The organism is Capnocytophaga felis (genome assembly GCF_009684755.1).
Taxonomy (GTDB): domain Bacteria; phylum Bacteroidota; class Bacteroidia; order Flavobacteriales; family Flavobacteriaceae; genus Capnocytophaga; species Capnocytophaga felis.
Map to the genome: position 1 here is coordinate 164,470 of NZ_BLBC01000003.1, position 23,166 is coordinate 187,635.

The window sequence follows — 23,166 nt, forward strand, 5'->3', positions numbered from 1 at the left end:
TTCACATTTTTTTTATCCTAAAAATGAAAATTTAATACTTACGTAACATTAGAAAGTAAAACTAATTGTAACTCTGATTGGTATGCTTTATTCAAATTTATTAGGACAACAAAAACAACAATCAAAACACAAAAATTGTTCTATTCTCTACTTTTTTGAAAACAATTCCTCTCAAATAAGCTACCACAAGTGAAATATATTAGACTCATTTTAAGAGCAATTTGTTAATTTATTCCTATTTCAAATAACACCACAATAGAGTTAATCTAAATACATATAATTCATTTTCAACTATTTAAATTGTTTCTAAGTGTTTCTGTACATATCTTTGCAACGTAAAATAAATGAATTATTAATTAAAAAATATACAATTATGGCTATCAGATTGACAAGCGGTTGTGTAAACTGCCAAAATTTAGAAAAAGACAACATTTGCAGTGTTCACAAAACAAAAGTAGAAGCAAAATATACTTGCGATAGTTTTGATATGACTGTTGCTGCAAAAGAAGCTATCAGCTGCGGAACTTGTGTTCGTTTTAAAACTGATAAATGTGCTCACCCTCAAAAAGCTAGCTCAGAGATGTTATGTTCTTCTTGGGCACCAGAGGCAAAGGCTTAATGGTTTTTAGTTATAAAATTTTTTAGTTTAATTTTTTATCGGTAAGTGAGAATCACTTACCGATTTTTTCTTTTCTTAAAAAAACAAAAGAATAGATAAAAAAATTATCCATTCTTTTTTAAATCACTTCGGCTTTTAGTTAAGATTTGTAACGTCAAGCGTGTTTCCGATGGGCAGTAAATGTAGTTTACGATGTGAATCCGCAAATTTCTGTTTTGAAAATTCTTTATCTACTTTAATAACATCAAAAGTATCGTAATGAACTCCTAATGTGTGATATGAATCAACAAATTTAGCAGCCAACAACGCATCTTGAACGCCCATAGTGTAATTATCACCTATCGGTAGAATTGCCAAATCTACTTTATATTGATACGGAATGAGTTTCATATCTAAACACAAAGCTGTATCCCCAGACACATACACTGTAACATTTTTATTTTTTAGAAGAAATCCAGCAGGATTTCCACCGTATTTTCCATCAGGAAAAGCAGATGAATGTTCAGCCTTTGTCATTTTAACCTCCACTTCGCCGTTTTCAAATTGTTGTGTTCCTCCAATATTCATTTCATATCCGTCCAATCCCAACTCTCTGTAATATGCCATTATTTCAGGATTGGTAACAAGCTTTGCTCCTGTGTTTTTGGCTATAACCTCAGCATCTAAAATATGGTCTAAATGAGCGTGCGTGAGAAGAATATAATCTGCCTTTACGGATTTAATATCAATATGCTTCGCGAGCGGATTGCCCGAAATGAACGGATCAACGAGGAAATATTTCCCGTCAATTTCAATATTGACACAAGCGTGTCCTAAATAGGTTACTTTCATAATTATATCTTTTATTTTAAGTTAAAAATTTATCAGTTTAATTAGAAACAGCTTTCAATCCAATTATAGAACCAATAAGCGTTGAAATGAAAAATAGCCTCCAAAAAGTAGCCGGTTCTTTAAAAATAAATATCCCCACTAATACAGTCCCTACAGCTCCAATGCCTGTCCACACAGCATAAGCCGTTCCCAACGGAAGATGTTGAGAGGCTTTCATCAGCAAACTCATACTTATTATGGTACAAATGACAAATCCGCCATACCAAAAATATGCTTCTGCTCCAATACTTCCTTTTGCTTTTCCTAAACAGAAAGTAAACGCCACCTCAAACAACCCTGCAATAATCAGAAGTATCCAATTCATTTGGTTTAATTATATTTTGATAACAACCACAACTTTTGGGGTTTGACTTATATTCAAAATTACTTTTTATCTCAATGCAAATATAAACCAAGCAAACCAAATAAACAAAATTTCTTCTTACAAGCATAATCCTGAGTTTTAAATGGTTTTAAAAAAGAAAAAGCTGCCCGAAAAGTATCGAACAGCTTCTTTTACTTCTGAATTACTTAAAGTCTATGTTAATTTCCTCCATAATTTGGATTTTGCTTATCAAACCACAAACGTTGTGTGTTGAGAATTTGAGGATCATTCACACCTGATGTAAATCCTTGTTCATCAATTGCCTTTTTAGTGTTTTGGTAGTTTTTGTCATCTTCGGTTGGTGTACGTACCAAGAAGCGACGAGGAAGCACCAAATCGTTTCCAGCAGATTTTAACTCTCCCCAAGCCAAATAAGTACTATTCTTTTTAGGATATCCTGAACGACGAACTGTTGTCCAAATATCTCCTGAAGCAGCGGTAGCATAATTGATATACTGCTGAATATACACTTTCTCCAATCCGTCAGTAGTTACATTGTATGCTGGTTGCATCAGTAAATTATCTATTTCTCCTTCTTTGAGTTTAATACTTCCCGCTCGCCTGTCTGCCTCCGTTGCATATACAGGATCTTCTTCATAATAAGCCAATTGGTTATTTTTAGCAATAGCATCCATACGCTGAACTGATAAACGTACTCCCTGATTGAAATAATCTTGAGCCGATTGAGGAAGATTTGCTCCCAAAAGTTTAAACTCTGCTAAAAATAAATTTGTTTCCCCAGATGATCCCAAAACGATGTTAATGGGAGGGTAATTATCCTTCACCTCAATGACACGTCCTCCTGGTTTAGTTGGATAAGAGTAATTATAGCCCGTACGTGTATTTCTTTCTGAGTAAGAAGAAGTTGACGCGTATGTTTTTTCAACTCCTTTTAAACTGATTTTATTACGTTCTCCTTGTTTGAAATATTCATCGTAAGTGGCATCATTTGTTTTGTCGGGTGAAATAGGCACCCCCACGTAACGTACCCAAGGTTCACCTGGTGCTTTCCAGCTATCAAATGTATTGTCTGGTTTTAAATTTACGTGCTTTTTAACGTGAGGCGGAAGATCTTTTTTTGCTTCAGCAAAGGCATCAATCACCTCACTATTAAAATGATTTTTAGTGAAAATAAAACGAAGACGAGGGTCTTTATTTGCTACCATAAAATCAACGATAGGTTCCGCCGCTGAGCCTGGCTGTGTTTCGTTGCCTGTACCATAATATTTGATGCTTCGTCTGTAAACAAAATCATCAGCCAACTCATTCATATATCCCACTGGAGAATTTGCAACCTCTTCAGCTATCTTCATAGCTTTACTTAGATTTGCGTGGACTAATCGGGCTGCTATTTTCAATTTCAACAAGTTACAAAATTTAGCCCATTTTTTGTAATCACCGTTGTAAACCACGTCCTGAGCTCCCAATTGCAATTGACCACTTGTTGTCAAAAGTTCTGCAATGGCTTCATCAAGTTCTTTCAACCAAGTATCAAAAAGCTGTTCCTGACTGTCATACTCAGGAGTAAGTAAAGGAGGCGTGGTGTACGGAGCTAAAGCTGCTTGTGAATACACCAATGAACCGTATTTGTCTGTTACGCTTAATGCAGGATGAATTACAGCTGGAAAAGTAATGGCTCGTAAGGCTCTAAATTTCTCTTTCTCAGCATCAGGCATTGCATCAATTCTTGCACGAATATCACGAGCATTCGGGAATAAAGCTCCGTATAAATTATGCCCACCTGTATTTTCCATTTCATTCATTCTTAAACCATTACCTAAACCAGTAGTAGTCAATTGGCTCCACGGAAAAACATAATCAAAATTGTCATAATACCAAATGGTATAATCATCAGTGTACATTGTTTCAATTACTTTCGCCGTTGAAAAACGCAAATCTGGCTCTGAAAGGGTTGATGGATCAGTATTTTTATCAGCAAAATCTTCACGACTACACCCCACAGCCAACACAGTTGTTATTAATAATACTATTTTTTTCATTTCTTTCAATTTTAAAAATCAATTGCTACGCTGAATGTATAAGAAGCTGTATATGGTATAAAACTTCTTTCAAAAAAAGATTCTGTACTAGTTGTTCCTCTGAAACTCTCAGGGTTCAATTTATTAGGCAACGAATTATACAGATATCCAAGATTACGCAAATTTACTCCTAAATACAAATTTTTCATTTTCAACCTCTTACTCACTTCACTTGGCAAAGTATATCCTAATGATATGTTACGAAGTGCCACATAATTTACCTCGTGGAACCAATCATCATTTACCACTCCTTGTCCCCACGAATTTTTAAAGTAAGTATGTGTACTTCCGTGTGAGGGCTCTATGTATCCCTTATCCATTGCTTCTTGGTAGGTTAATCCTCCTACATCTTGAGTTGTTCCTGCCGGAGTTTGTACGTTTGTTCCAGGAGCAAAAACACCCTCAACAATTACACCATCTGAAAAGGTTTGCCCCTTTGTATCAGCGTATTGTGACGTCCAGGTAATACCTCCGTGCTGGGCATCACGAGCTTTTAATGAAGTATTTAAAAATCCGTTAGCTGTACCATATCTATTTGAGAAAGAAGCCATATATCCTCCAAAACGAGCATCTAACATCACAGATAACGAAACTCCCTTGTAAGTGAATGTATTTTTTAAAGACCCTTCAAAATCAGGCTGCATTTTCCCAATTTCCTCCACTTCACCACTTCTTTCATAATAAGCCGTTCTTCCATTATTAGTCCACTTCAAAATTGGCATTCCATTTCTCGGATCGTCAATGTTATTTCCATTAGCATCTTTGGCTTGAAATTTTTTAGGAGCACTGTCCGACATCAAAACACCGTACTCTCCTCCTTCAAAAGCCACCGAACCTATGCGGAAGTTACCATATGCTGGCGTTCCTCCCAGTATCTTGTAAGCTCCATAATCTTTATGTAAATCGGTAACTTGGGTTCTGTTTCGCCAATAATTAAAGGAAACATCCCATACAAAATTATTAGTGCGAATTGGCTTGGCATCTACCTTCAACTCAAAACCATAATTTCGTAAAGTACCGATGTTGGTAAGCAAATTCCTATATCCAGAGGCATTCGGAAGTGGAATATCCCCAATCTGGTTGGTAATATATTCGTCATAATAAGCCACATCAAAGCCCAATCGATTATTAAAAAAGCGTGCGTCAAGCCCCACCTCATAGGAATTTTTGCGTTCAGGTTTAATGCTTTTATCAACCAAAGTAGTTGAGACTTCATTCAGGTAAATATTATTTCCTCCATTCATCTCATAAGAACCGAGCGAATATCCTTTGTTTATGGAATAAGGGTCGGTGTCGCTACCCACTTGTGCCCACGAAGCTCGAAGTTTCCCGAAAGAAACCCAAGACGGAAGTCCAAGTGTTTGACTAAATACCCAAGAAGAACTAACCGATGGATAAAAGTAAGAATAATTACCTGTTCCATCAGTATAAACTAAAGCTGATGACCAGTCGTTACGCCCAGTTATATCTAAAAATAACTGGTCTTTCAATGAGAATGATGTCAAAAAATAGAGTGAATTAATCTGTTTAGTTCCAAAGACTCTACCTGCATCAGCTATAGGTGTTTTTTTCGAATTTTTCAAATAGTAACGTCCTGGAACCACCAATCCTCCATCGGTTCTTACACGAGTTTCAGACTTTTCCTGATTCCAAATTTCTCCTCCAACAACTACATAAGCCGAAAGACCTTGTGTAATGTCTTTGGTATAATCCAACGAAATTTTTCCAGTTTGGCTTACATCTCTATAATGATAAAGGGCATAATAGCCTCCTTCATTGGCATATCCGCTACCCAATTCTTTATTTTCTTGCTTTATGGTATAGTAGTTAAGATTTCCTTCCAAACGTACATTCAATCCTTTCAAAATTTCAGCAGATAATTTAACAATGGGACGAACCACATTTTCATTACGTACTTGGTTATTTTTATTGTAAGCAAACCAAATGCTTTTGCCTGGAACATACGCATAATCATCACCATAATTTGAATTTGGAAGTCCTCCGTGTTTTGCTTGCCAATACTGATTTTGTTTATATTTTTCTACATCGTACTCATTAGTCCAAGTACCATCCAAAAAATTGGCAGCCAAATCGCTTCGTGGATTTTTCCCTTCGGAAGAAGTATAAGAAACTGATGCTTCAGCTTTTAACCAAGATGCAAGATTATAAGCTCCTGAAAATAAAAGTGAATTCCGTGTAAATCCATTATTAGGGAGTACTCCTGTACGTTGGTTGTACGAATCGGAAAGATAAAAATTTCCTTTTTCGTTACCTCCGGTTAAGGAGACTGAAGTGGTGTTACTAACCCCTAAATTATATGCTTTGAGCACATTATTTTTGTACGGACGATAGGGTACTAATTTCCCATCATAGTCCACAATCATTGTATTTTCATTGAATCTGGGACCGTATCCTAATCCTTCTCTCGGATGATTCACCCGTGATGGATTTCCGTTGGCATCGTAATAAAACTGCTCGGTATCAAATCGAAAATACTGCCCGCTGGCATCAGTTTTTCCGTAGCCGATATATCCTGCCATAATTCCTTGTCCGTATTCGGTTTGTAACTCAGGAGTAGCGTACACGTGATCAACCCCTAAGGAGTGCTTTACAGACACCCCCAAGCCTTTCGCTTCCGAACCGTTTTTAGTTTCGATTAAGACCACTCCATTAATCCCACGCGAACCATAAAGGGCTGTTGCCGCAGCTCCTTTTAAAACGGAAACGCTTTTATAATCATCAGGATTTAGATTTTTTAAGATGTTACCAAAATCATTAGCGTTTGATTCCCAATCGGCACTTGCCCCAGAAGTATTATTCTCCAAAATCACGCCGTCAATGACAAAGATAGGTTGGTTATTGTTGGAATTCAATGAAGAAACACCACGTACCTGTATTTTCGCATTCCCGAACAATCCCCCATCAGAACTACCGATACTTACCCCAGCCGACTCTCCTTGCAAAGCCGATACAGGATTTACCGTATTGGTCTTGGCGAGTTCTTCACCTTTCATTTCGGTCATCGCGTACCCTAATTTTTTAGTTTCCCGCTTGATTCCCAAAGCTGTAACAACAACCTCGCCAAGTTGTTGCGCCTCTTCTTTTAGTACCACATTGATTTTTAAGGATTTACCCCCCCCCACTACTTTTTTGGTTTGGGCTTGAAAACCGATGTAGGTAAACTCAAGCACATCACCCTCCTGAAGTTGAAGGGAATAATTTCCGTCAAAATCGGTGGAAGTCCCCTTTGATGTTCCTTTCACCAAAATACTCACCCCTGGTAGTGGGCTACCTGACTCATCTGTAACAGTTCCTGTTACGGTCTTCACCTGTGCCAAGATAGGAAAACTCACTATAAACAGCACAAGTAAACATAAAACTTTCTTGCTCATACTTTATCGTTTATTAAGTTAATACTCAAAAAGTCCCACAAAAGTAAAAAATAATATTATCTTATGAAATTTTTATATTAAAATTTTATTTTCATTATGATAAAATTCAGCTTTCACAATTTTGAGGAGTTATTTTTTCTTTTCGAAGAGATATATTTTATAGTTTGGTACGGTTATTGCCCTATTCTTTTCGGAAATTTTAAATTTTACAAGATATGAAAAAAACAATTTTAACATTTTCGGTTATTTTTGCTTTGCTTATTTCGGCAAATGCATTCTCTCAGGTCAATTTTGGAGTAAAAGCAGGTGCTAACTTAGGTAAAATTGACGGTGTTGCTTACAAAGATCAATTTAAATTGGGGTATCAGTTGGGTGGATTTGTGAGTGTCGGTTTTTCAGAGAAATTTGCCCTGCAAGGCGAAATTTTATTTGACCAAACAAACACTTCCCTAAGAGATTCATATGCTTCCATTTGGAATGATAAATTCGATAAAGGGAAGAAATTAAACTATTTAAACGTTCCTATTTTGCTCAAATACAATCAAAAGGGATTTATCTCGCTACTTGCAGGTCCTCAGTTCAGTGTTTTAACAAATCGCGATGATAATTTATGGCAGAATGGGGAAAAACTTTTTAAAGGCTCTGATTTTTCCTTCCTCGCAGGAGCTGAAATTAATCTTAGTCCTTTTTTCATATACGGACGCTACGTTTGGGGCTTCTATGATATTAGCGATTTTTTAAAAGAAAAGGCTAAAACACAACAAATTCAAGTGGGAGTCGGATTGAAATTCTAATCGGTTATCTATAATTGGTAAAATCCCAGTAATGAGCTCATTACTGGGATTTCTGTTTGAAGTAATTTAGCATTTGCAATTATTCAGAAGAATAAAAGCTATATCAAATTCTACATTCTTACCTTTCTTCCTACGAATCGCTCTTGTAAATGCTGGAAAATCACGAATAAAACTGGAATTACTATCAGCCCTAAGAAAGTACCAATAAGTAATCCGCTTACAGCTCCCGTTGCCACAGAACGATTCCCAGCCGCACCAATTCCTGAGGCAAATACCAATGGCAATAGCCCTACAATAAAGGCAAATGAGGTCATCAAAATAGGTCGCAAACGTGCCATTGCCGCATTGATAGCCGAGCGAGACAAACTCTCACCGTGATGACGACGTTGTTCAGCAAACTCAATAATCAAGATGGCATTCTTTGCCAATAGCCCAACCAGCATAATGAGCGAAATCTGGAAATAAATATTATTCTCCAAGCCAAACAACCATTGTCCTAAATAAGCTCCCATTATCCCAAAGGGTAACGAGCAGATTACCCCTAAAGGAAGAATATAACTTTCATATTGTGCCGAAAGAATGAAATAGGTAAATATCAAGCTAAGTACAAAAATGATAGCTGTTTGTGAGCCCGAACCTTGTTCTTCCCGTGTAATTCCTGTATAATCAATGCTGTAATTTGCCCCAAGGCTTTCAGCTGCCACTTCCTCAACGGCACGCAAGGCATCACCCGTGCTATATCCTTCGGCGTTGGCTCCGGAAAGATTCACAGCTGTAAAAAGATTATAACGATTCAAGCTCTGAGGTCCGAAAGTTCTTTCCAAGCTCACGAATTGTGAAATTGGGGTCATTGCACCTGATGCTGTTTTCACCATCAAGCCATTTAAGTTGTTTATATCCTTTCTATCATCGGGAAGTGCCTGAACCATCACACGAAATTGCTTCCCGTACTTAGTAAAATCAGTAGCATACACACCTCCTATATAGCTTTGAAGAGAATGCAAAATAGTACTTACATTTACTCCCGACTGTACTGCACGCTCTACATTTAACGTCATCTGATATTGCGGATAATTCGCATTGAAAGAAGTTTGCACATATTGTATTTCAGGTCGTTGCATTAGATTTCCGATAAACTCCTGTGATACTCGCTCCAAATCTTTAATCTCTCCTCCTGCCCTATCAAGAAGTACTATTGAGAATCCTGAACTCATACCAAAGCCAGGAACTGCTGGTGGTTGAAAAAAGATAACGCGAGCCTCTGGAATATCTGAAATTGCTTTGAAAGCCTGCATTGTAATAGCTTGTATGGATTGATTGGGGTCTGACAGACGTTCTTCAAAAGGCTTCAAACGTAAAAAACCCATACCATAATTACTCCCCGCACCAGAAATAAAACTTCTACCTGTAATAGCTGTTACTGAACTTACTCCTGGTATCTTTCTCAGTTTTTGTTGTGCTTCTTCCATTACAGCTGCTGTACGCTCCATTGAAGCTCCTGGTATCAATTGAGCATCTATGAATAACAATCCATTATCTTCCGTAGGCACAAAACCTGATTTCATCTGACTATTAGACACATAAAATCCTGCACCAGCTAAGGCAAATAATACCAAAGTTACCCACTTATGACGTAAAAAGAAGGTAAACGTTTTTCCATATCGCTTGGTAGCAGCATCGAAAGCAATATTGAATTTATGAAAGAATTTCTGCAAGAAGGATTTATTAGCATATTCCTTATGTGAGTGGGGTTTTAGGAACAATGCACATAGCACAGGACTAAGTGTAAGGGCATTCACCGCTGAAATAGCAATAGCTACAATAAGTGTTATCCCAAATTGCTTATAAAATACACCCGTTGTTCCACCTATAAAGGTTACAGGAATGAATACTGCTGCCATTACCAGAGTTACAGAAATGATTGCTCCTGAAATCTCGTGCATTGCCTCAATAGTTGCATTTCTTGCTTTATCTCCTGTGCGTTCCATTTTAGCGTGAACAGCCTCCACCACGATAATCGCATCGTCCACCACAATACCAATAGCAAGCACCAAGGCAAAAAGTGTAAGCATATTAATTGAATAACCAAACAAATTCAAGAAGAAAAACGTACCTACAATAGATACTGGCACTGCAATAGCAGGAATAAGCGTAGAACGGAAATCCTGCAAGAAGATATAAACTACTAAAAACACTAATAAGAAGGCTTCTAAAAGCGTAGTAAGTACCTTTGATATGGAGGCTTCCAAGAACTCATTGGTATCGTAATTAATCGTATAGCTTATCCCTTCGGGAAATGTGGGTCGTGCCTTTTCCAAGTATGACTTAATATCATTAATAATATCCTGTGCATTGGAGCCTGGCGTTTGAAAAATACCCATAGATACTGCTGGGTTTCCATTATTTTTAGCAAACCCAGTATAGGAGAGGGCTCCTAACTCTATCTTTGCTACATCTTTCAATCGCAGAATTCTACCTCCATCTATCGATTTGATGACAATATTTTCATACTCGGTTACTTCATTGAACTTACCTTTATATTTGATGGTATATTCATAGATGCTTCCGCTGTTTTGCCCCAATGTACCTGCTGCGGCTTCTCTACTCTGGCTAGTGATAGCTGAGGTAACTTCGGACGGATTTAGTTTATAGGCTGAAAGTTTCTGAGGATTGAGCCATATTCGCATAGAATAATCCTTCGCTCCGAATACTGATGCATCACCTACTCCATTAATACGCTTAATGGCAGGAACTACGTTAATATTCATATAGTTCTGGATAAAGATATCATTCAGCTCTGGATTTTCTGAATAGAAAGTTAGGAACATCAATGCTCCTGAGTTTTGTTTTTGGGTGATAACTCCTGATTGCGTAACCTCCGAAGGTAATATAGCATTAGCTCGTGCAACCCTATTTTGCACATTTACCACTGCAATATCCGGATTAGTTCCCTGCTTAAAATATACAGAAATACTTGCAGAACCGCTATTGTTTGCCGTAGAGGTAATATAATCCATATTTTCTACCCCATTGATTTGTTCTTCAAGGGGAATTACCACCGATTTTAGCACCGTTTCTGCATTTGCACCCGTATAATTAGCCGAAACAGTTACCGTTACAGGAGCAATATCAGGATATTGAGATACAGGTAACGCCATTATTCCTAAAATACCTACAATAACTATCAAAATGGAAATAACCGTTGATAGTACAGGTCTGTCAATAAATTTTTTTATCATACTTTTTATTTGCTAATACATATTATTTAATCTGTGTAAGCCCTTGACCTCTCTTGGACTTACACAGAATATTTTTGGCTTATTAATTTTATACATTTAACATATAAAATCAATATCTGCCTATAATACATCACGATACAGAAGGAACATTTTCTTCCTTAGTTGATATATTTTTGTTTGCTTTAAGCTGACCTAAACGCTGTTTGTATGCATTCATCGTATCTTCCATTAACTTACTGAGCAAGGTAATAAAATTTTTGCTTTCTTCTGATGGGTGTATTACATTATTAGAAAAAGCGAAGCGAACTAACTCCTTATATAAAACGTGAGCTTCTTTACGTACCTTTTTCACATTGATTAATGGTGTTGTAGCCTGTGTTTCAGCACGCACTCCCACCAATTCCTGATATCGGGTATTGGCTTGCTTTAAAGAAGCCACAGCGTGTGATACACTCAATGCATTCAAGTGCTTAGAGATTTCAGGCTTTTCCAAATCTTTAATCAATGCATCGATAGCTTGCGACTTTTGTCGAGTAGGAAGTGATGCCACTCGCGAATAATTTTTAAACTCTTTGACAAGCACCTGCGCTGATTCCTTATGCGATTCCATAGAACTTTTCTTTGCCAATCGGAATGAAGATATTACATAGGATAGCAATTCGCTACGTTGTTTCTCCAATCGGTTAATATTTTCAGACTCTTTGCTTGAACGAGTTTGGCGAGATGCCTCCGTAAGCAAATCCAAGTTCTTTTGAATAGATGTAAACAACTCTTTCCTTACAGCTAATTTATCCAAATCATTTTCATCTATCAATCCCATTGCCCCTTTTATAAATTGGGCATATTCATCATTGTTTAATTTAACAAGATTCGGTAAAGAAATATCCATCAATACACTCATAACTTATAACTTTTTTGGGTTAAACTTTAATAAAACAAATTCAGTTTATATTTTAATGCTAAATACATTATATTATTTTCTTTCTTTGGATTATCTTTTATAGTTTTAACTTATAAAAACTAATCAATATTACAGGTTACACTCATCAAAGTCATAATAACGACCGCATCACAACAATCTTGACTTTCATAAACCATAAAAAACACCTAATTACACTAACTTTTATATTTAAAACCTAAAAGAAACTATAAAATATCAATATCACAAAAATAAAAATCAACAAGAACGACCTAAATACAATAACTTTTATATTTATTACCCGCAAGAAAGACCTCAATACACCAACTATTTTTAAACCTCATTTCCTACGCAATACAGCTATATATATTTTTAAAATTTTTACCTATTGTAATTACCGCCATCCACCACCCAAAGCCTTATAAAGGGTAATTCCATACTGCATTCGCATAAATTTGGCATTCGCAAGGGATAGTTCGGCATTCAATCGATTAACCTCAGAGGTTATCACCTCCAAATAACTTGCCATTCCGCTATTGAATAATTCTTTTGAATAATCTGTTGCCTTTTGGTAAGCCTCTGTTTCTTTTTGTTTTAGTTGTATAAACTCCTCTTGTGAGGCAAAATTTTGCATAGCGTCCGAAACTTCCTTCCCTGCCATCAATATTGTTTTCTGAAATCCTAACAATGCTATTTCTTTATTAGCTTTGCTTACTTCGTATTGTGTACGTACTTGTCGTCTGTTAAATATAGGTTGCGTAAGCCCTGCAATAAAATTAGCAAAAATAGATTTCACTGAAAACCATTGCTCTATATCGGTACTTGTAACACCTGTGCGAGCTGTTAGCGTTAGTGATGGATAAAATCCGGTACGTGCTACGTTGGTTAGCTCAAAGGCATTCATCAGGTTGTACTCTGCACGCTTTACATCGGGTCTGTTCTCGAGCAAACTGACAGGATACCCTTGTTTGAAATCGGTCGGAAACTGTTGTTCATCTAACCTTGTGCGTTCAATATCTTGCGGATTCTCCGCCAATAATATTGCTATGCTATTTTCTAACGCCCAGACAGCATTGTTTATCGTAATTAACTGCGATTGTGCATTATATAATAAGGCTTGTGTTTGTTGAACGGCTACTTCTGTGGTGATTCCCGCATCTTTAAGTGCTTGAGTAGTTTCCAATCCGGCTTGTCTGAGCTTAATGGTTTCCTGCAATATTTCACGTTGCCTGTCATACATTAGCAATTGATAATAAGCTGTTGCCAGCGTGGCTATCACTTCAGACTGAACCGCCTGATGTGCCGAAACCGTAGCCAGATACGATGCGTAACTTGCCTTATTTTGAGCGTTTAATTTCCCCCATATATCGGCTTCCCAAGAGGCATTGACTGTGATGTCCCATACGTTGTTATAGCTTCTTTCTGTCTGTAACGGATTGACATTAAGTGATGCAGTGTTACGCGTATAGCTGCCTGATGCTGAAATTGATGGCAAGAAGGCATTTCTACTCTGTTTTAAATAGGCTTGTGCCGAAGCAACATTCTGTAAAGCCACCCGAATATCTAAATTTTTGGTCAAAGCCTTGTTGATATGCTGCTGCAATACCTTATCGGTGAAAATATCTTTCCACGACACCACCGCCGAACTAAGACTATCTGCCGAAATGTTCTCACTACGAAACAATTTGCTATCCGCTACCTGTGGTCGCTCGTAGTTTTTTCGGGCTGCACACGAAGTCAGCAGGATTGTAGCTATCGTAACACCTATTATTTTAAATATGTTCATTATCAATTTATTTTATACTATAATTTCTTTTATTTACATCCCCCTGCCCCCTTCAAAGGGGGAATTTTTACTAAAAACAGCTTTTATAATGCTGCTACACTCCCCCTTTGAAAGGAGCAGAAAGATGTTTCATACATTCAATAAAAAAACTTCTGCAAAAAACAGCTTTTATAATGCTACTACACTCCCCCTTTGAAAGAGATAGGAAGATGTTTTATATATTCAATAAAAAAACTTCTGCAAAAAACAGCTTTTATAATGCTGCTACACTCCCCCTTTGAAGGGGGCAGGGGGATGTTTTATATATTCAATAAAAGAAGTTATTTTTATTTTAGTTATACGAAATTATAAATGTGTCAAACTAAAAGTTTTTTGCTTATTATCAAAAGATAGGTTGTACCTTTTTAATAATGCTATCCATTTGCACGGGTTCCGGTTTGATAACCATTCCCGAACGAAGCCCATTGATTCCTTGAACTACGATAACTTCGCCTGCTTTTAGTCCGTTTTCCACAACCATTGTATTAGCACTTCGGTTTCGTACCTTCACCACCGATTGCTTTATGGTATCTTTCTCAACTTTATATACAAAAACCAATCCTTGTTGCTCAAAGGCAGCCACTTCCGGAATAACGATTGCATCGGTGAACTCTTGCGGAATTTGTATGATTCCGCTATTTCCATTGGTCAATAAGCCATTAGGATTAGGAAATACAGCCCTAAACTGTATGCTTCCGGTAGAAGCATCGATTTGCCCTGTAACGGCTTGTATAATACCCTCTTCAGGATATGTAGCCCCGTTGGCTAAAATTAATTTCACCTTAGGGAAACTTTTGAGCTTCTCGGCTGTGGTTTTTCCCGGCACTTGTTCTAAAAAAGTTAGGTATTCTTTCTCATTCATAGAGAAATAGACATATACTTCACTCACGTCAGAAACGCTGGTAAGCATTGTATTTCCTGCCGTTACCAATGCCCCCTCTCGCAGGTTTATCGCCCCTACTACCCCACTTACAGGAGCCTTTACCGTAGCAAAATCCATATTAGATGCCACTTCACTATAAGCGGCTTGAGCTCTTTGCAAATTTGCCTTAGCAGTTTGAAGCTGTACAGGACTTACGATATTCTTTTCCACCAACGGAAGGAGCTTGTTTACCTCTACCTGAGCCGCCTCTACCGACGCCTTGGCTGCTTGTGCAGTTTGGTTAAGTGTTTGCGTTTCCAATCTGAAAAGCGGTTGTCCTTTGGTTACCGATTGCCCCTCATCAACCAACACTTGAGTAATGTATCCTGTTACTTTTGCCTGTACAGGGCTGTTTACCTTACCTTCGATATTTGCCGGATATTGAAAATAGGAGGTTGCCTGCCCTTGGCTAACTGTAATCACCGGGTACGACTTCACTCCCTGTGGTGCTGATTGTTGGGTTTGCTTGCAAGCCGTAAACAAACCAGCTACAATTATTGAAACTAATATTCTATTCATTTTTTATTATATGTTTATTAAGGATAATTATTGAACTTCTGATATTAAGATACCCAATGAACTTCTGATTTCTCTACAATTTAGATTTTTAGCACCTTAATCATAGCTTAGCCAGACTCTCTTTTAGTATTTCAGCTACTTTGTGGGTTAATTCTATATGTACTTTAAGTGTGTTGAGTATTTCGGGTTTTGTGTTTTCATTTTTAGAGAACAAATCTGCAAGCTTCTGTACTGTTTGCTGCTCAAATTCAAGCTTTTCTATTTCGGATTTTAATCTTCCCGGAAGGTACTCCGAGTTTTGAGTAAAGTATCGCTTTCGGTCATTGAACTTATTGAATTCTATCGCAAAACCTTTGTCTATCAGAGCTCGTAAATTAAGCGAAACAGACCCTTTACTCACTCCCAAAGCCTCCTGCAACTGGTCAAAAGTTACACCTTCACCACTGAAATCAAACTTCATATAAGTCAATATCTGTGCTGCAATAGGCGAAAGCCCTTTGTTCGTGTACACGTTTACCAATTGCTGAATCAGAGCTTCATCTACATTCTTTATCATTATTGTATATTTGATTCGAAAGTGCAAAAGTACACAAAAAGTTCAAACCATATTAAACAAATTAAACTTTTTGATTTCTTTAACTATACCTAAATCTATTTTCAGATATAGTTTATTGATTTAAAGAAGCATACCACAGCGTACTCATTGCCACAATACGGTAATATTTGTAACCTATAAGGATTTTGTTTAAAATATTTTTGAAGATAAAAGATATAACAATAGTAGTACAGTTATAAAATCAGGCTATTTAACATCTATCACCAAATTATCGTATGCCAAAAAGACATTTGGCGGTAGCTTTTCGGAAACTTCATCGTGAAATCCGAAAGTTTGACTTATGTGCGTAAAAAAAGTTCGTTTAGGCTTTACAATTTCTATAATTTCAAGGGCTTCTTCCAAATTCAAATGCGTGGGATGAACCTGCTCTCGTAAACAATTCAGTACCAAAACATCCAAATCGTGTAATTTGTCCAATTCATCTTGCCGAATAGTTTTTGCATCAGTAATATACGCCATATTTTGGATACGATAACCCAGTATAGGGAGATTCCCGTGCATTACTTGAATAGGTGTAATTGTTTTTCCGAAAAGGCTGAAACTTTCATCATCAATCTCATTAATGATTACCGATGGAGCTCCTAAATAACGATTTTCCGTTCTGAAGATATATTCAAATCGCCTTTTTAATTCCGATATTACGCGAGGCAAAGCGTAAATAGGCATATCTCCTTGTTGATACACAAAAGGGCGGATGTCATCAAGTCCTGTGGTATGGTCGGCGTGTTCGTGAGTAAATAAAATTGCTTCAAGATGACTAACTTTATTGGTCAACATCTGCTGCCGAAAATCAGGACCACAGTCTATGACCAAGTTAATATTTTCCCAAGAAATCATTGCAGAGGTTCGTAAACGACTGTCTTTCTTGTTTTTACTTAAACTTACCGGATGATTACTGCCTATAACCGGAATCCCTTGCGAGGTTCCTGTTCCTAAAAAAGTGATTTTCAAAGTGCTTTTTTTCGTGCAAAATTAGGATTTTACCAGATAAAAGCTTATATTTGTGAAAATTTTTTTCTGAAAAACCAAAAGTGTACTATGAGTGTCATTATCCAAGGAGATAGAGATCTTCCTATTGAAGATGTTCCTTCTACTTTAGCGAAGGCTTTGCGGATTAACTTGAATGAGAATATTTACGGAACTTTTGCCGAGATTGGGGCAGGACAAGAAACCGTGCGGCATTTTTTCAGAGCGGGTGCAGCTTCCGGAACTATTGCTAAAGCAATGAGTGCTTACGACAAAGAGGTAAGTAATGCTATCTACGGGATTGAAAAAGACGGCAGGTATGTTACCGAAAGCAGACTAAAAAAGATGCTTGATTATGAAATCAAGCTTATAGAGACTCGCTTAACCAGAAAAAATCATCCTAACAAAGTATTTTTTTCGTATGCGAATACCGTAACCACGATTGATTTTTCAAAGCGGAAAAAAGGACACGGATGGGTCGGGATACGATTTCAAACACAACCACAAGGCGAGTACAATGAAATTATCATTCATATTCGTTTTCATCAAAATGAAGCTCGAGCTCAGCAGGAAACTTTGGGAATTTTGGGAGTAAATTTAATTTATGGAGCTTTTTATAAAACCTCAAAACCTGAAAAGATATTAAAATATTTATATGACCATATTGACAAAGATTTGATTGAGATTGATATGGTTAATTTCTCCGGTCCTGATTTCAAAGATATTGATAATAGGTTAATTAGCTTACAGCTCATCAAAAACGGAATGACGGAAGCAGTAATGTTTGGTCCTGATGGGAAAAATATCCTTCCTGCGGAACAACTTTACAAGAAAAATATTCTTACTTTGAGAGGTAGTTTCAGACCCGTAACTAAGGTAAATATGGATATGTACCAAAAATCTTTGGAAATGTTTCTCAATGAAAATAAGGTAAATCCGGCACGCACTGAGGTTATTTTTGAGATTACACTTTCCAATCTTATCTCCGCAGGGGAATTGAACGAACAAGATTTTATGGACAGAGCCAGATTGTTATGTTCTTTAGGTCAGAAAGTACTGATTTCCAACTTTAAGGAATACTATCGCGTAGTTGAATACTTTTCAAATTATACCAATTCGCGAATGGGATTGGCAATGGGAGTGAGTAATTTGATTGCCATCTTTGACGAAAAATATTACCGACATTTAAGCGGTGGTATTTTAGAGGCTTTCGGAAAGTTGTTCTATCGGGATATAAAAATTTACCTATTTCCGATGAAAGACCCAAACACCGGAGAAATCATCAATAGCGAGAATTTGAAAGTTCATCCTCGTATGAAAGAATTGTACAAGTTTTTTAAATTCAACGGAAAAGTTGTAGATATCAAAGATTATGACGAAACGCATCTTAATATCTTTTCAAAAGAAATACTTTCTATGATTGAAAAAGGTGATTCGGGATGGCAAGAATTACTTCCTGAAGGAGTTGCTGAAATCATTATGAAAAAAGAATTATTCGGATATAACCAAAATATTAAACATAAAAATAAGTAACGTTATGACAAAAACAGGAAACATTTTATTAGCTTTAGTAACAGGAGTTGCTATCGGGACAGGAGTTGGAATTTTGTTCGCTCCGGATAAAGGAGAAGATACTCGCAGAAAAATCAAAAATTCTGTTGATAAAAAAACTTCCAAATTGAAAAAGGAAATGGACAAATTGGCTCGTGAAGTAAAAGGAAAATCTTCTGAAATCAAAGGTTCATTGGAGGAAAACATCGAAAGTTTGTTGGCTAAATCGGAATACAAAACTGATGAAGTTATCAAACTTTTGGACAAAAAACTAAACGATTTGAAAAAAACGGTTAAATCCTAAATTTGAATTATTAACTTATTGATTTTAAACATTATTAAACTATTTAAATTTAAAAAATTAAAATTATGGCAAAAACAGGAAATGTTTTATTGGCGTTAGTAACAGGAGTTGTTATCGGAGCTGGAGTTGGTATTTTATTTGCTCCAAACAAAGGAGAAGACACTCGCCAAAAAATTAAAGATTCAGTTGATTCAAAAACTTCCAAACTGAAAAAGAAAATGGATAAATTGGCTCGTGAAGTAAAAGGAAAATCTTCTGAAATCAAAGGTTCATTGGAGGAAAACATCGAAAGTTTGTTGGCTAAATCGGAATACAAAACTGATGAAGTTATTAAACTTTTGGATAAAAAACTAAACGATTTGAAAAAAACGGTTAAATCCTAAATTTGGATTATTAACTTATTGATTTTAAACATTATTAAACTATTTAAATTTAAAAAATTAAGATTATGGCAAAAACAGGAAATGTTTTATTAGCGTTAGTAACGGGAGCTGCTATCGGAGCTGGAGTTGGTATCTTATTCGCTCCGGACAAAGGGAAAAATACTCGTAGAAAAATCAAAGATTCTGTTGATGAAACTACATCAAAATTGAAGCACAAAATAGATGCTTTAAGCCAAGAAGTGAAAGAAAAATCTTCAGAATTTAAAGGTACTTTGGAGGATAAAGTTGAAAATTTGTTATCGAAATCAAGCCACAAGGCTGAAGACGTTATTACTGTTTTAGAAAAAAAATTAGCTGCTTTGAAAGAAGCAAACGCTAAATTACAGAAATAATTAATTTTTTCTCACAATTTTCACTGATTTTTTGAATGTGTGAGTTTTTGATTATTTCTTAATTCAGAAATATTTATTATTAAATCCGTATTTCTGACCAATTAGTGAAATCTTTGTGAGAAATAAAATACATATTTATGTCTAAAAACAGTATTAAAGAAAGCTTCAGAGAAATCTCGGCAAGAGCCGGCGAGACCTTAGACTCTAACGTATCATACTATAAGTTATTCGCTTTCAGATTTATAGCAAAATCATCGTATGATTTAATTAATATTTTTTTGTTAGGTCTGGTAAGTTTGCTCGTACTTTTTTTCCTGTCATTTGCGATGGCGTTTGCTATCGGGAGTTGGTTGAATAGTTTTGCTTTAGGTTTTCTTGCTATGGGAGTTTTTTATTCCTTGGTGGCATTAGTTGCTTTCCTTTTTAGGAAAAAACTCATAGAAAAACCTTTGCTTGGCAGACTTTCAGAAGCTTATTTTAAATCAGATGACGAAGATGATTACGAAGAATAAAAAATATCAATCATTTGAAGAGATTGAAACTGACCTTAAAATCCTGAAACTAAAAAAACAAATAGATGGATTGTATCTAAAAAATAATGTTTCGGATTTAAAAGATAGTCTTTCTGTGAAAAATATTGTTTCAAGTACATTCACAAACATAGGTTTTTCATTTCTGAATCCTAAAACAAGGTGGATGAACCTGATTGTGGATTATGCAATATATTTTTTACTAAGAAGAAAAAGATAGTAAATAATAACTTTAAAAATAATAATTTGGTGGTTTGAAAATGAAATATTTTTCAAATCATCAAATTTTCTGTATTATAAACAACGTCTAATTTTTCAATTCAAATAATGAAGCGAAGCCTCATAAAAAATCTGGATTGGTTATCCATTTTGTGCTATTTACTCTTGGTTTGTATTGGTTGGGTTGCCATTTTTTCAACAACTTACAATGAGATTAATACTACATCTCTTTTTGACATCAATCAGTTCTATGGCAAACAATTCCTTTTTATAGGACTTAGTTTTCTGCTGATTATCTTCATCTTAGCAATTGACCCGAAATTCTACGAAAATTTTTCGATAGTTTTTTATATCGTCAGTCTTGTAATACTTGCAGGTTTGTTCGTATTTGGAAAAGAAACCAACGGTGCAAAATCGTGGTATGCCATAGGTTCCGTAACAATTCAGCCAAGTGAATTTGCCAAAGTAGCCACAGCCTTATTTTTTTCCAAATATTTAAGTGATATTCACACCGATATAAGGCAAACTAAGGACTTATTCCGAGCATTATTCATACTAATTTTACCCGCTGTGCTAATTTTACTACAACCTGACGTTGGTAGTTTACTGGTTTTCTTTTCGTTAGTCTTTGTTTTGTATCGCGAGGGAATGCCTTCTTACCTGCTTTTTTATCTAAGTATTACGGCTTTAATTTTTGTTGCTACACTTAAATTCGGAAGTATTTTTGTTATCATTGCGTCTGGGTTATCAATTTGGCTTTATGCTTTTTGGCATAAAAAACGCACTAACAGAATCCCTTTTCAAAATATATTTATCTTATCATTAATATGTTTAACAACCTCATTATCAACAAAACCTATTTTTGATAACGTACTGAAACAACACCATCGAAATAGATTGAGCTTGTGGCTACGTTTAGAGCAAGACCCACAGAAAATCAGTCAAATGCGAAGAGATTTCGGGTATAACACTTATATGTCCGAATCGGCAATTACCTCAGGAGGAATTTTCGGAAAAGGATTTCTGGAAGGAACTCGAACCAAAGGAAGTTTTGTTCCCGAGCAACATACTGACTACATTTTCACCACTTTAGGAGAAGAATGGGGACTTGTTGGCACTTTAACAGTAATTGTTCTGTTTACCTTTTTGCTCTTACGGCTAATATTTCTGGCGGAAAGGCAAAAATCAAGTTTTAGCAGAATTTATGGTTATTGTGTAGTTTCCATATTATTTGTCCATTTTTGTGTAAATGTAGGAATGGTTATCGGGCTAATTCCTACTATTGGCATTCCTCTTCCATTTTTTAGTTATGGTGGTTCGGGCTTATGGGCTTTTACCATTTTACTATTCATTTTTTTACGACTTGATGCTAATAGAATTTACAATTGGTAAAGCAAAAAATTCTTTTTATTTAAATAAAAAACACACAGAATATCAAAATATTACTGATATTCTGTGTGTTATAAATAATTACATTAATTGTTAAAAAATAACTTCCATTTATTTTCCGGCAAAACTTTTGACGTCATCTTCCGAAATTTCCTTGCCTCCAAGAATTATCAAACGTTCTATCACATTGCGAAGTTCGCGAATATTTCCTGTCCAATCCTGTTTTTGCAATAATTCAATCGCTTTTTTATCGAATTTTTTAGGCGAAATTCCTTGTTCTTCTGAAATTTTTTTTGAAAAATGAGCTATTAAAAGAGGAATATCGTCACGTCTTTCATTCAAAGAAGGAACTTTGATTAAAATAACAGCAAGCCGATGATACAAATCTTCTCGAAAACGTCCTTCAGAGATTTCCTTTTTCAAATCCTTATTAGTAGCAGCAATTACACGGACATCCACATTAATATCCTTGTCGCTTCCCACACGTGAAATCTTATTTTCCTGCAAGGCTCTCAGCACTTTAGCTTGTGCGGACAAACTCATATCTCCAATTTCATCTAAAAAAATTGTTCCGTTATGAGCCGCTTCAAACTTTCCTGCACGGTCCTTAACAGCCGATGTAAACGCTCCTTTTATGTGTCCAAACAACTCACTTTCAATCAATTCAGAAGGGATTGCCGCACAATTAACCTCCACCATCGGAGCTGTGGCACGTTCACTTTTTTCGTGCAAAGCGTGTGCCACCAATTCTTTACCCGTTCCGTTTGAGCCAGTTATTAACACGCGTGCCTCCGTAGGAGCTACTTTTTCGATAATTTGGCGAATTTGTTGCAAAGCATCACTCTCACCAATCATTTCGTAATTTTTGTTTATTTTCTTTTTCAAACGCTTGTTTTCAACAACTAATTCCTTTCTGTCCAATGCATTACGAACTGTGTTTAACAAGCGATTCAAGTCCGGTGGTTTTGAAATGTAATCATAAGCTCCTAATTTCATTGTGTTTACGGCAGTTTCTAAATCTCCGTGTCCTGAAATCATCACAAACGGAATTTCCGGTTTAATTTTCTTTGTGGAAGTAAGTACTTCCATTCCATCTAATTTTGGCATTTTTATATCGCACAAAACCAAATCATAATCTTCCTTTTTGATTTTTTCCAACCCCTCCGCTCCATCGGGAGCTTCATCTACTTCGTACTCTTTGTTTTCTTCTAACAATATTTTTTTGAGTACTCTTCGGATAGCTGGCTCATCCTCAATGATTAATATTTTAGGCATATTTTCGTATTATCTATT

At 36.1% G+C, this 23,166-nt stretch carries 20 protein-coding genes; 9 read left to right on the plus strand and 11 right to left on the minus strand.

The window, feature by feature from the left end:
• The first annotated feature begins 373 nt into the window (after nt 1–373).
• Nucleotides 374–619: a hypothetical protein gene (locus GN105_RS00755; protein ID WP_018278964.1), complete on the plus strand. Its 246-nt coding sequence runs from the start codon at nt 374–376 to the stop codon at nt 617–619.
• A gap of 135 nt (nt 620–754) precedes the next feature.
• On the opposite strand, the gene GN105_RS00760 is transcribed toward GN105_RS00755, so the two are convergent.
• From GN105_RS00760 to GN105_RS00775, 4 genes are all read right to left on the minus strand, one after another.
• Nucleotides 755–1,450 carry a metal-dependent hydrolase gene (locus GN105_RS00760; protein WP_155283556.1) on the minus strand — a complete coding sequence of 232 codons (696 nt, stop codon included), beginning with the start codon at nt 1,448–1,450 and terminating at the stop codon, nt 755–757.
• Nucleotides 1,451–1,487: 37 nt separating this feature from the next.
• Nucleotides 1,488–1,814 (minus strand): DMT family transporter, encoded by a 327-nt coding sequence (locus tag GN105_RS00765; RefSeq protein ID WP_155283557.1) that lies wholly within the window; start codon nt 1,812–1,814, stop codon nt 1,488–1,490.
• Between the two features lie 218 nt (nt 1,815–2,032).
• On the minus strand, nt 2,033–3,874 hold the full coding sequence (locus tag GN105_RS00770) for a SusD/RagB family nutrient-binding outer membrane lipoprotein (protein WP_227977371.1): 1,842 nt from the start codon (nt 3,872–3,874) through the stop codon (nt 2,033–2,035).
• A gap of 11 nt (nt 3,875–3,885) precedes the next feature.
• On the minus strand, nt 3,886–7,305 hold the full coding sequence (locus GN105_RS00775; protein ID WP_155283559.1) for a SusC/RagA family TonB-linked outer membrane protein: 3,420 nt from the start codon (nt 7,303–7,305) through the stop codon (nt 3,886–3,888).
• Between the two features lie 215 nt (nt 7,306–7,520).
• Between GN105_RS00775 and GN105_RS00780 the strand changes: the two genes are divergently transcribed.
• Nucleotides 7,521–8,099: a porin family protein gene (locus GN105_RS00780; RefSeq protein ID WP_155283560.1), complete on the plus strand. Its 579-nt coding sequence runs from the start codon at nt 7,521–7,523 to the stop codon at nt 8,097–8,099.
• Nucleotides 8,100–8,209: 110 nt separating this feature from the next.
• Here the strand turns inward: GN105_RS00780 and GN105_RS00785 are convergent, their stop codons facing one another.
• The 6 genes from GN105_RS00785 to GN105_RS00810 form a co-directional block, all read right to left on the minus strand.
• Entirely contained in the window at nt 8,210–11,338 is a 3,129-nt protein-coding gene (locus tag GN105_RS00785; RefSeq protein WP_155283561.1) for an efflux RND transporter permease subunit, read from the minus strand.
• A gap of 130 nt (nt 11,339–11,468) precedes the next feature.
• Nucleotides 11,469–12,239, minus strand: coding sequence for a DUF6261 family protein (locus GN105_RS00790; RefSeq protein ID WP_155283562.1), 771 nt, complete (start codon nt 12,237–12,239; stop codon nt 11,469–11,471).
• Between the two features lie 412 nt (nt 12,240–12,651).
• Nucleotides 12,652–14,043, minus strand: coding sequence for an efflux transporter outer membrane subunit (locus tag GN105_RS00795; RefSeq protein WP_155283563.1), 1,392 nt, complete (start codon nt 14,041–14,043; stop codon nt 12,652–12,654).
• A gap of 382 nt (nt 14,044–14,425) precedes the next feature.
• On the minus strand, nt 14,426–15,523 hold the full coding sequence (locus GN105_RS00800) for an efflux RND transporter periplasmic adaptor subunit (RefSeq protein ID WP_155283564.1): 1,098 nt from the start codon (nt 15,521–15,523) through the stop codon (nt 14,426–14,428).
• A 100-nt stretch (nt 15,524–15,623) separates the two neighbouring features.
• Nucleotides 15,624–16,079 carry a GbsR/MarR family transcriptional regulator gene (locus GN105_RS00805; protein ID WP_155283565.1) on the minus strand — a complete coding sequence of 152 codons (456 nt, stop codon included), beginning with the start codon at nt 16,077–16,079 and terminating at the stop codon, nt 15,624–15,626.
• A 246-nt stretch (nt 16,080–16,325) separates the two neighbouring features.
• A complete protein-coding gene (locus tag GN105_RS00810; protein ID WP_155283566.1) occupies nt 16,326–17,090 on the minus strand; it encodes an MBL fold metallo-hydrolase in 765 nt (254 codons plus the stop codon).
• An 87-nt stretch (nt 17,091–17,177) separates the two neighbouring features.
• Here GN105_RS00810 and GN105_RS00815 point away from each other — a divergent pair, with 87 nt between their 5' ends.
• The 7 genes from GN105_RS00815 (at nt 17,178) to rodA (ending at nt 21,876) form a co-directional block, all read left to right on the plus strand.
• Nucleotides 17,178–18,638 (plus strand): TonB-dependent receptor, encoded by a 1,461-nt coding sequence (locus tag GN105_RS00815; RefSeq protein ID WP_155283567.1) that lies wholly within the window; start codon nt 17,178–17,180, stop codon nt 18,636–18,638.
• A 4-nt stretch (nt 18,639–18,642) separates the two neighbouring features.
• Complete coding sequence (locus GN105_RS00820) at nt 18,643–18,960, plus strand: YtxH domain-containing protein (RefSeq protein WP_155283568.1); 318 nt, start codon at nt 18,643–18,645, stop codon at nt 18,958–18,960.
• Nucleotides 18,961–19,025: 65 nt separating this feature from the next.
• Nucleotides 19,026–19,343 carry a YtxH domain-containing protein gene (locus tag GN105_RS00825; protein ID WP_155283569.1) on the plus strand — a complete coding sequence of 106 codons (318 nt, stop codon included), beginning with the start codon at nt 19,026–19,028 and terminating at the stop codon, nt 19,341–19,343.
• A 65-nt stretch (nt 19,344–19,408) separates the two neighbouring features.
• Complete coding sequence (locus GN105_RS00830; protein ID WP_155283570.1) at nt 19,409–19,735, plus strand: YtxH domain-containing protein; 327 nt, start codon at nt 19,409–19,411, stop codon at nt 19,733–19,735.
• Between the two features lie 137 nt (nt 19,736–19,872).
• Nucleotides 19,873–20,247 (plus strand): hypothetical protein, encoded by a 375-nt coding sequence (locus GN105_RS00835; RefSeq protein ID WP_155283571.1) that lies wholly within the window; start codon nt 19,873–19,875, stop codon nt 20,245–20,247.
• On the plus strand, nt 20,231–20,485 hold the full coding sequence (locus GN105_RS00840; RefSeq protein WP_227977370.1) for a DUF6327 family protein: 255 nt from the start codon (nt 20,231–20,233) through the stop codon (nt 20,483–20,485). Before GN105_RS00835 ends, GN105_RS00840 begins: the two co-directional genes overlap by 17 nt.
• A 107-nt stretch (nt 20,486–20,592) precedes the next feature.
• Entirely contained in the window at nt 20,593–21,876 is a 1,284-nt protein-coding gene (rodA, locus tag GN105_RS00845; RefSeq protein ID WP_155283572.1) for a rod shape-determining protein RodA, read from the plus strand.
• Between the two features lie 108 nt (nt 21,877–21,984).
• On the opposite strand, the gene GN105_RS00850 is transcribed toward rodA, so the two are convergent.
• Nucleotides 21,985–23,148, minus strand: coding sequence for a sigma-54-dependent transcriptional regulator (locus GN105_RS00850; protein WP_155283573.1), 1,164 nt, complete (start codon nt 23,146–23,148; stop codon nt 21,985–21,987).
• Nucleotides 23,149–23,166 lie beyond the last annotated feature (18 nt).

What these genes read in the sequence shown, in the direction of transcription:
- GN105_RS00755 (WP_018278964.1), top strand. Translation starts at nt 374, where the DNA reads ATGGCTATCAGATTGACAAGCGGTTGTGTAAACTGCCAAAATTTAGAA.
- GN105_RS00760 (WP_155283556.1), bottom strand. Translation starts at nt 1,450, where the DNA reads ATGAAAGTAACCTATTTAGGACACGCTTGTGTCAATATTGAAATTGAC.
- GN105_RS00765 (WP_155283557.1), bottom strand. Translation starts at nt 1,814, where the DNA reads ATGAATTGGATACTTCTGATTATTGCAGGGTTGTTTGAGGTGGCGTTT.
- GN105_RS00770 (WP_227977371.1), bottom strand. Translation starts at nt 3,874, where the DNA reads ATGAAAAAAATAGTATTATTAATAACAACTGTGTTGGCTGTGGGGTGT.
- GN105_RS00775 (WP_155283559.1), bottom strand. Translation starts at nt 7,305, where the DNA reads ATGAGCAAGAAAGTTTTATGTTTACTTGTGCTGTTTATAGTGAGTTTT.
- GN105_RS00780 (WP_155283560.1), top strand. Translation starts at nt 7,521, where the DNA reads ATGAAAAAAACAATTTTAACATTTTCGGTTATTTTTGCTTTGCTTATT.
- GN105_RS00785 (WP_155283561.1), bottom strand. Translation starts at nt 11,338, where the DNA reads ATGATAAAAAAATTTATTGACAGACCTGTACTATCAACGGTTATTTCC.
- GN105_RS00790 (WP_155283562.1), bottom strand. Translation starts at nt 12,239, where the DNA reads ATGAGTGTATTGATGGATATTTCTTTACCGAATCTTGTTAAATTAAAC.
- GN105_RS00795 (WP_155283563.1), bottom strand. Translation starts at nt 14,043, where the DNA reads ATGAACATATTTAAAATAATAGGTGTTACGATAGCTACAATCCTGCTG.
- GN105_RS00800 (WP_155283564.1), bottom strand. Translation starts at nt 15,523, where the DNA reads ATGAATAGAATATTAGTTTCAATAATTGTAGCTGGTTTGTTTACGGCT.
- GN105_RS00805 (WP_155283565.1), bottom strand. Translation starts at nt 16,079, where the DNA reads ATGATAAAGAATGTAGATGAAGCTCTGATTCAGCAATTGGTAAACGTG.
- GN105_RS00815 (WP_155283567.1), top strand. Translation starts at nt 17,178, where the DNA reads ATGAGTGTCATTATCCAAGGAGATAGAGATCTTCCTATTGAAGATGTT.
- GN105_RS00820 (WP_155283568.1), top strand. Translation starts at nt 18,643, where the DNA reads ATGACAAAAACAGGAAACATTTTATTAGCTTTAGTAACAGGAGTTGCT.
- GN105_RS00825 (WP_155283569.1), top strand. Translation starts at nt 19,026, where the DNA reads ATGGCAAAAACAGGAAATGTTTTATTGGCGTTAGTAACAGGAGTTGTT.
- GN105_RS00830 (WP_155283570.1), top strand. Translation starts at nt 19,409, where the DNA reads ATGGCAAAAACAGGAAATGTTTTATTAGCGTTAGTAACGGGAGCTGCT.
- GN105_RS00835 (WP_155283571.1), top strand. Translation starts at nt 19,873, where the DNA reads ATGTCTAAAAACAGTATTAAAGAAAGCTTCAGAGAAATCTCGGCAAGA.
- GN105_RS00840 (WP_227977370.1), top strand. Translation starts at nt 20,231, where the DNA reads ATGATTACGAAGAATAAAAAATATCAATCATTTGAAGAGATTGAAACT.
- rodA (WP_155283572.1), top strand. Translation starts at nt 20,593, where the DNA reads ATGAAGCGAAGCCTCATAAAAAATCTGGATTGGTTATCCATTTTGTGC.
- GN105_RS00850 (WP_155283573.1), bottom strand. Translation starts at nt 23,148, where the DNA reads ATGCCTAAAATATTAATCATTGAGGATGAGCCAGCTATCCGAAGAGTA.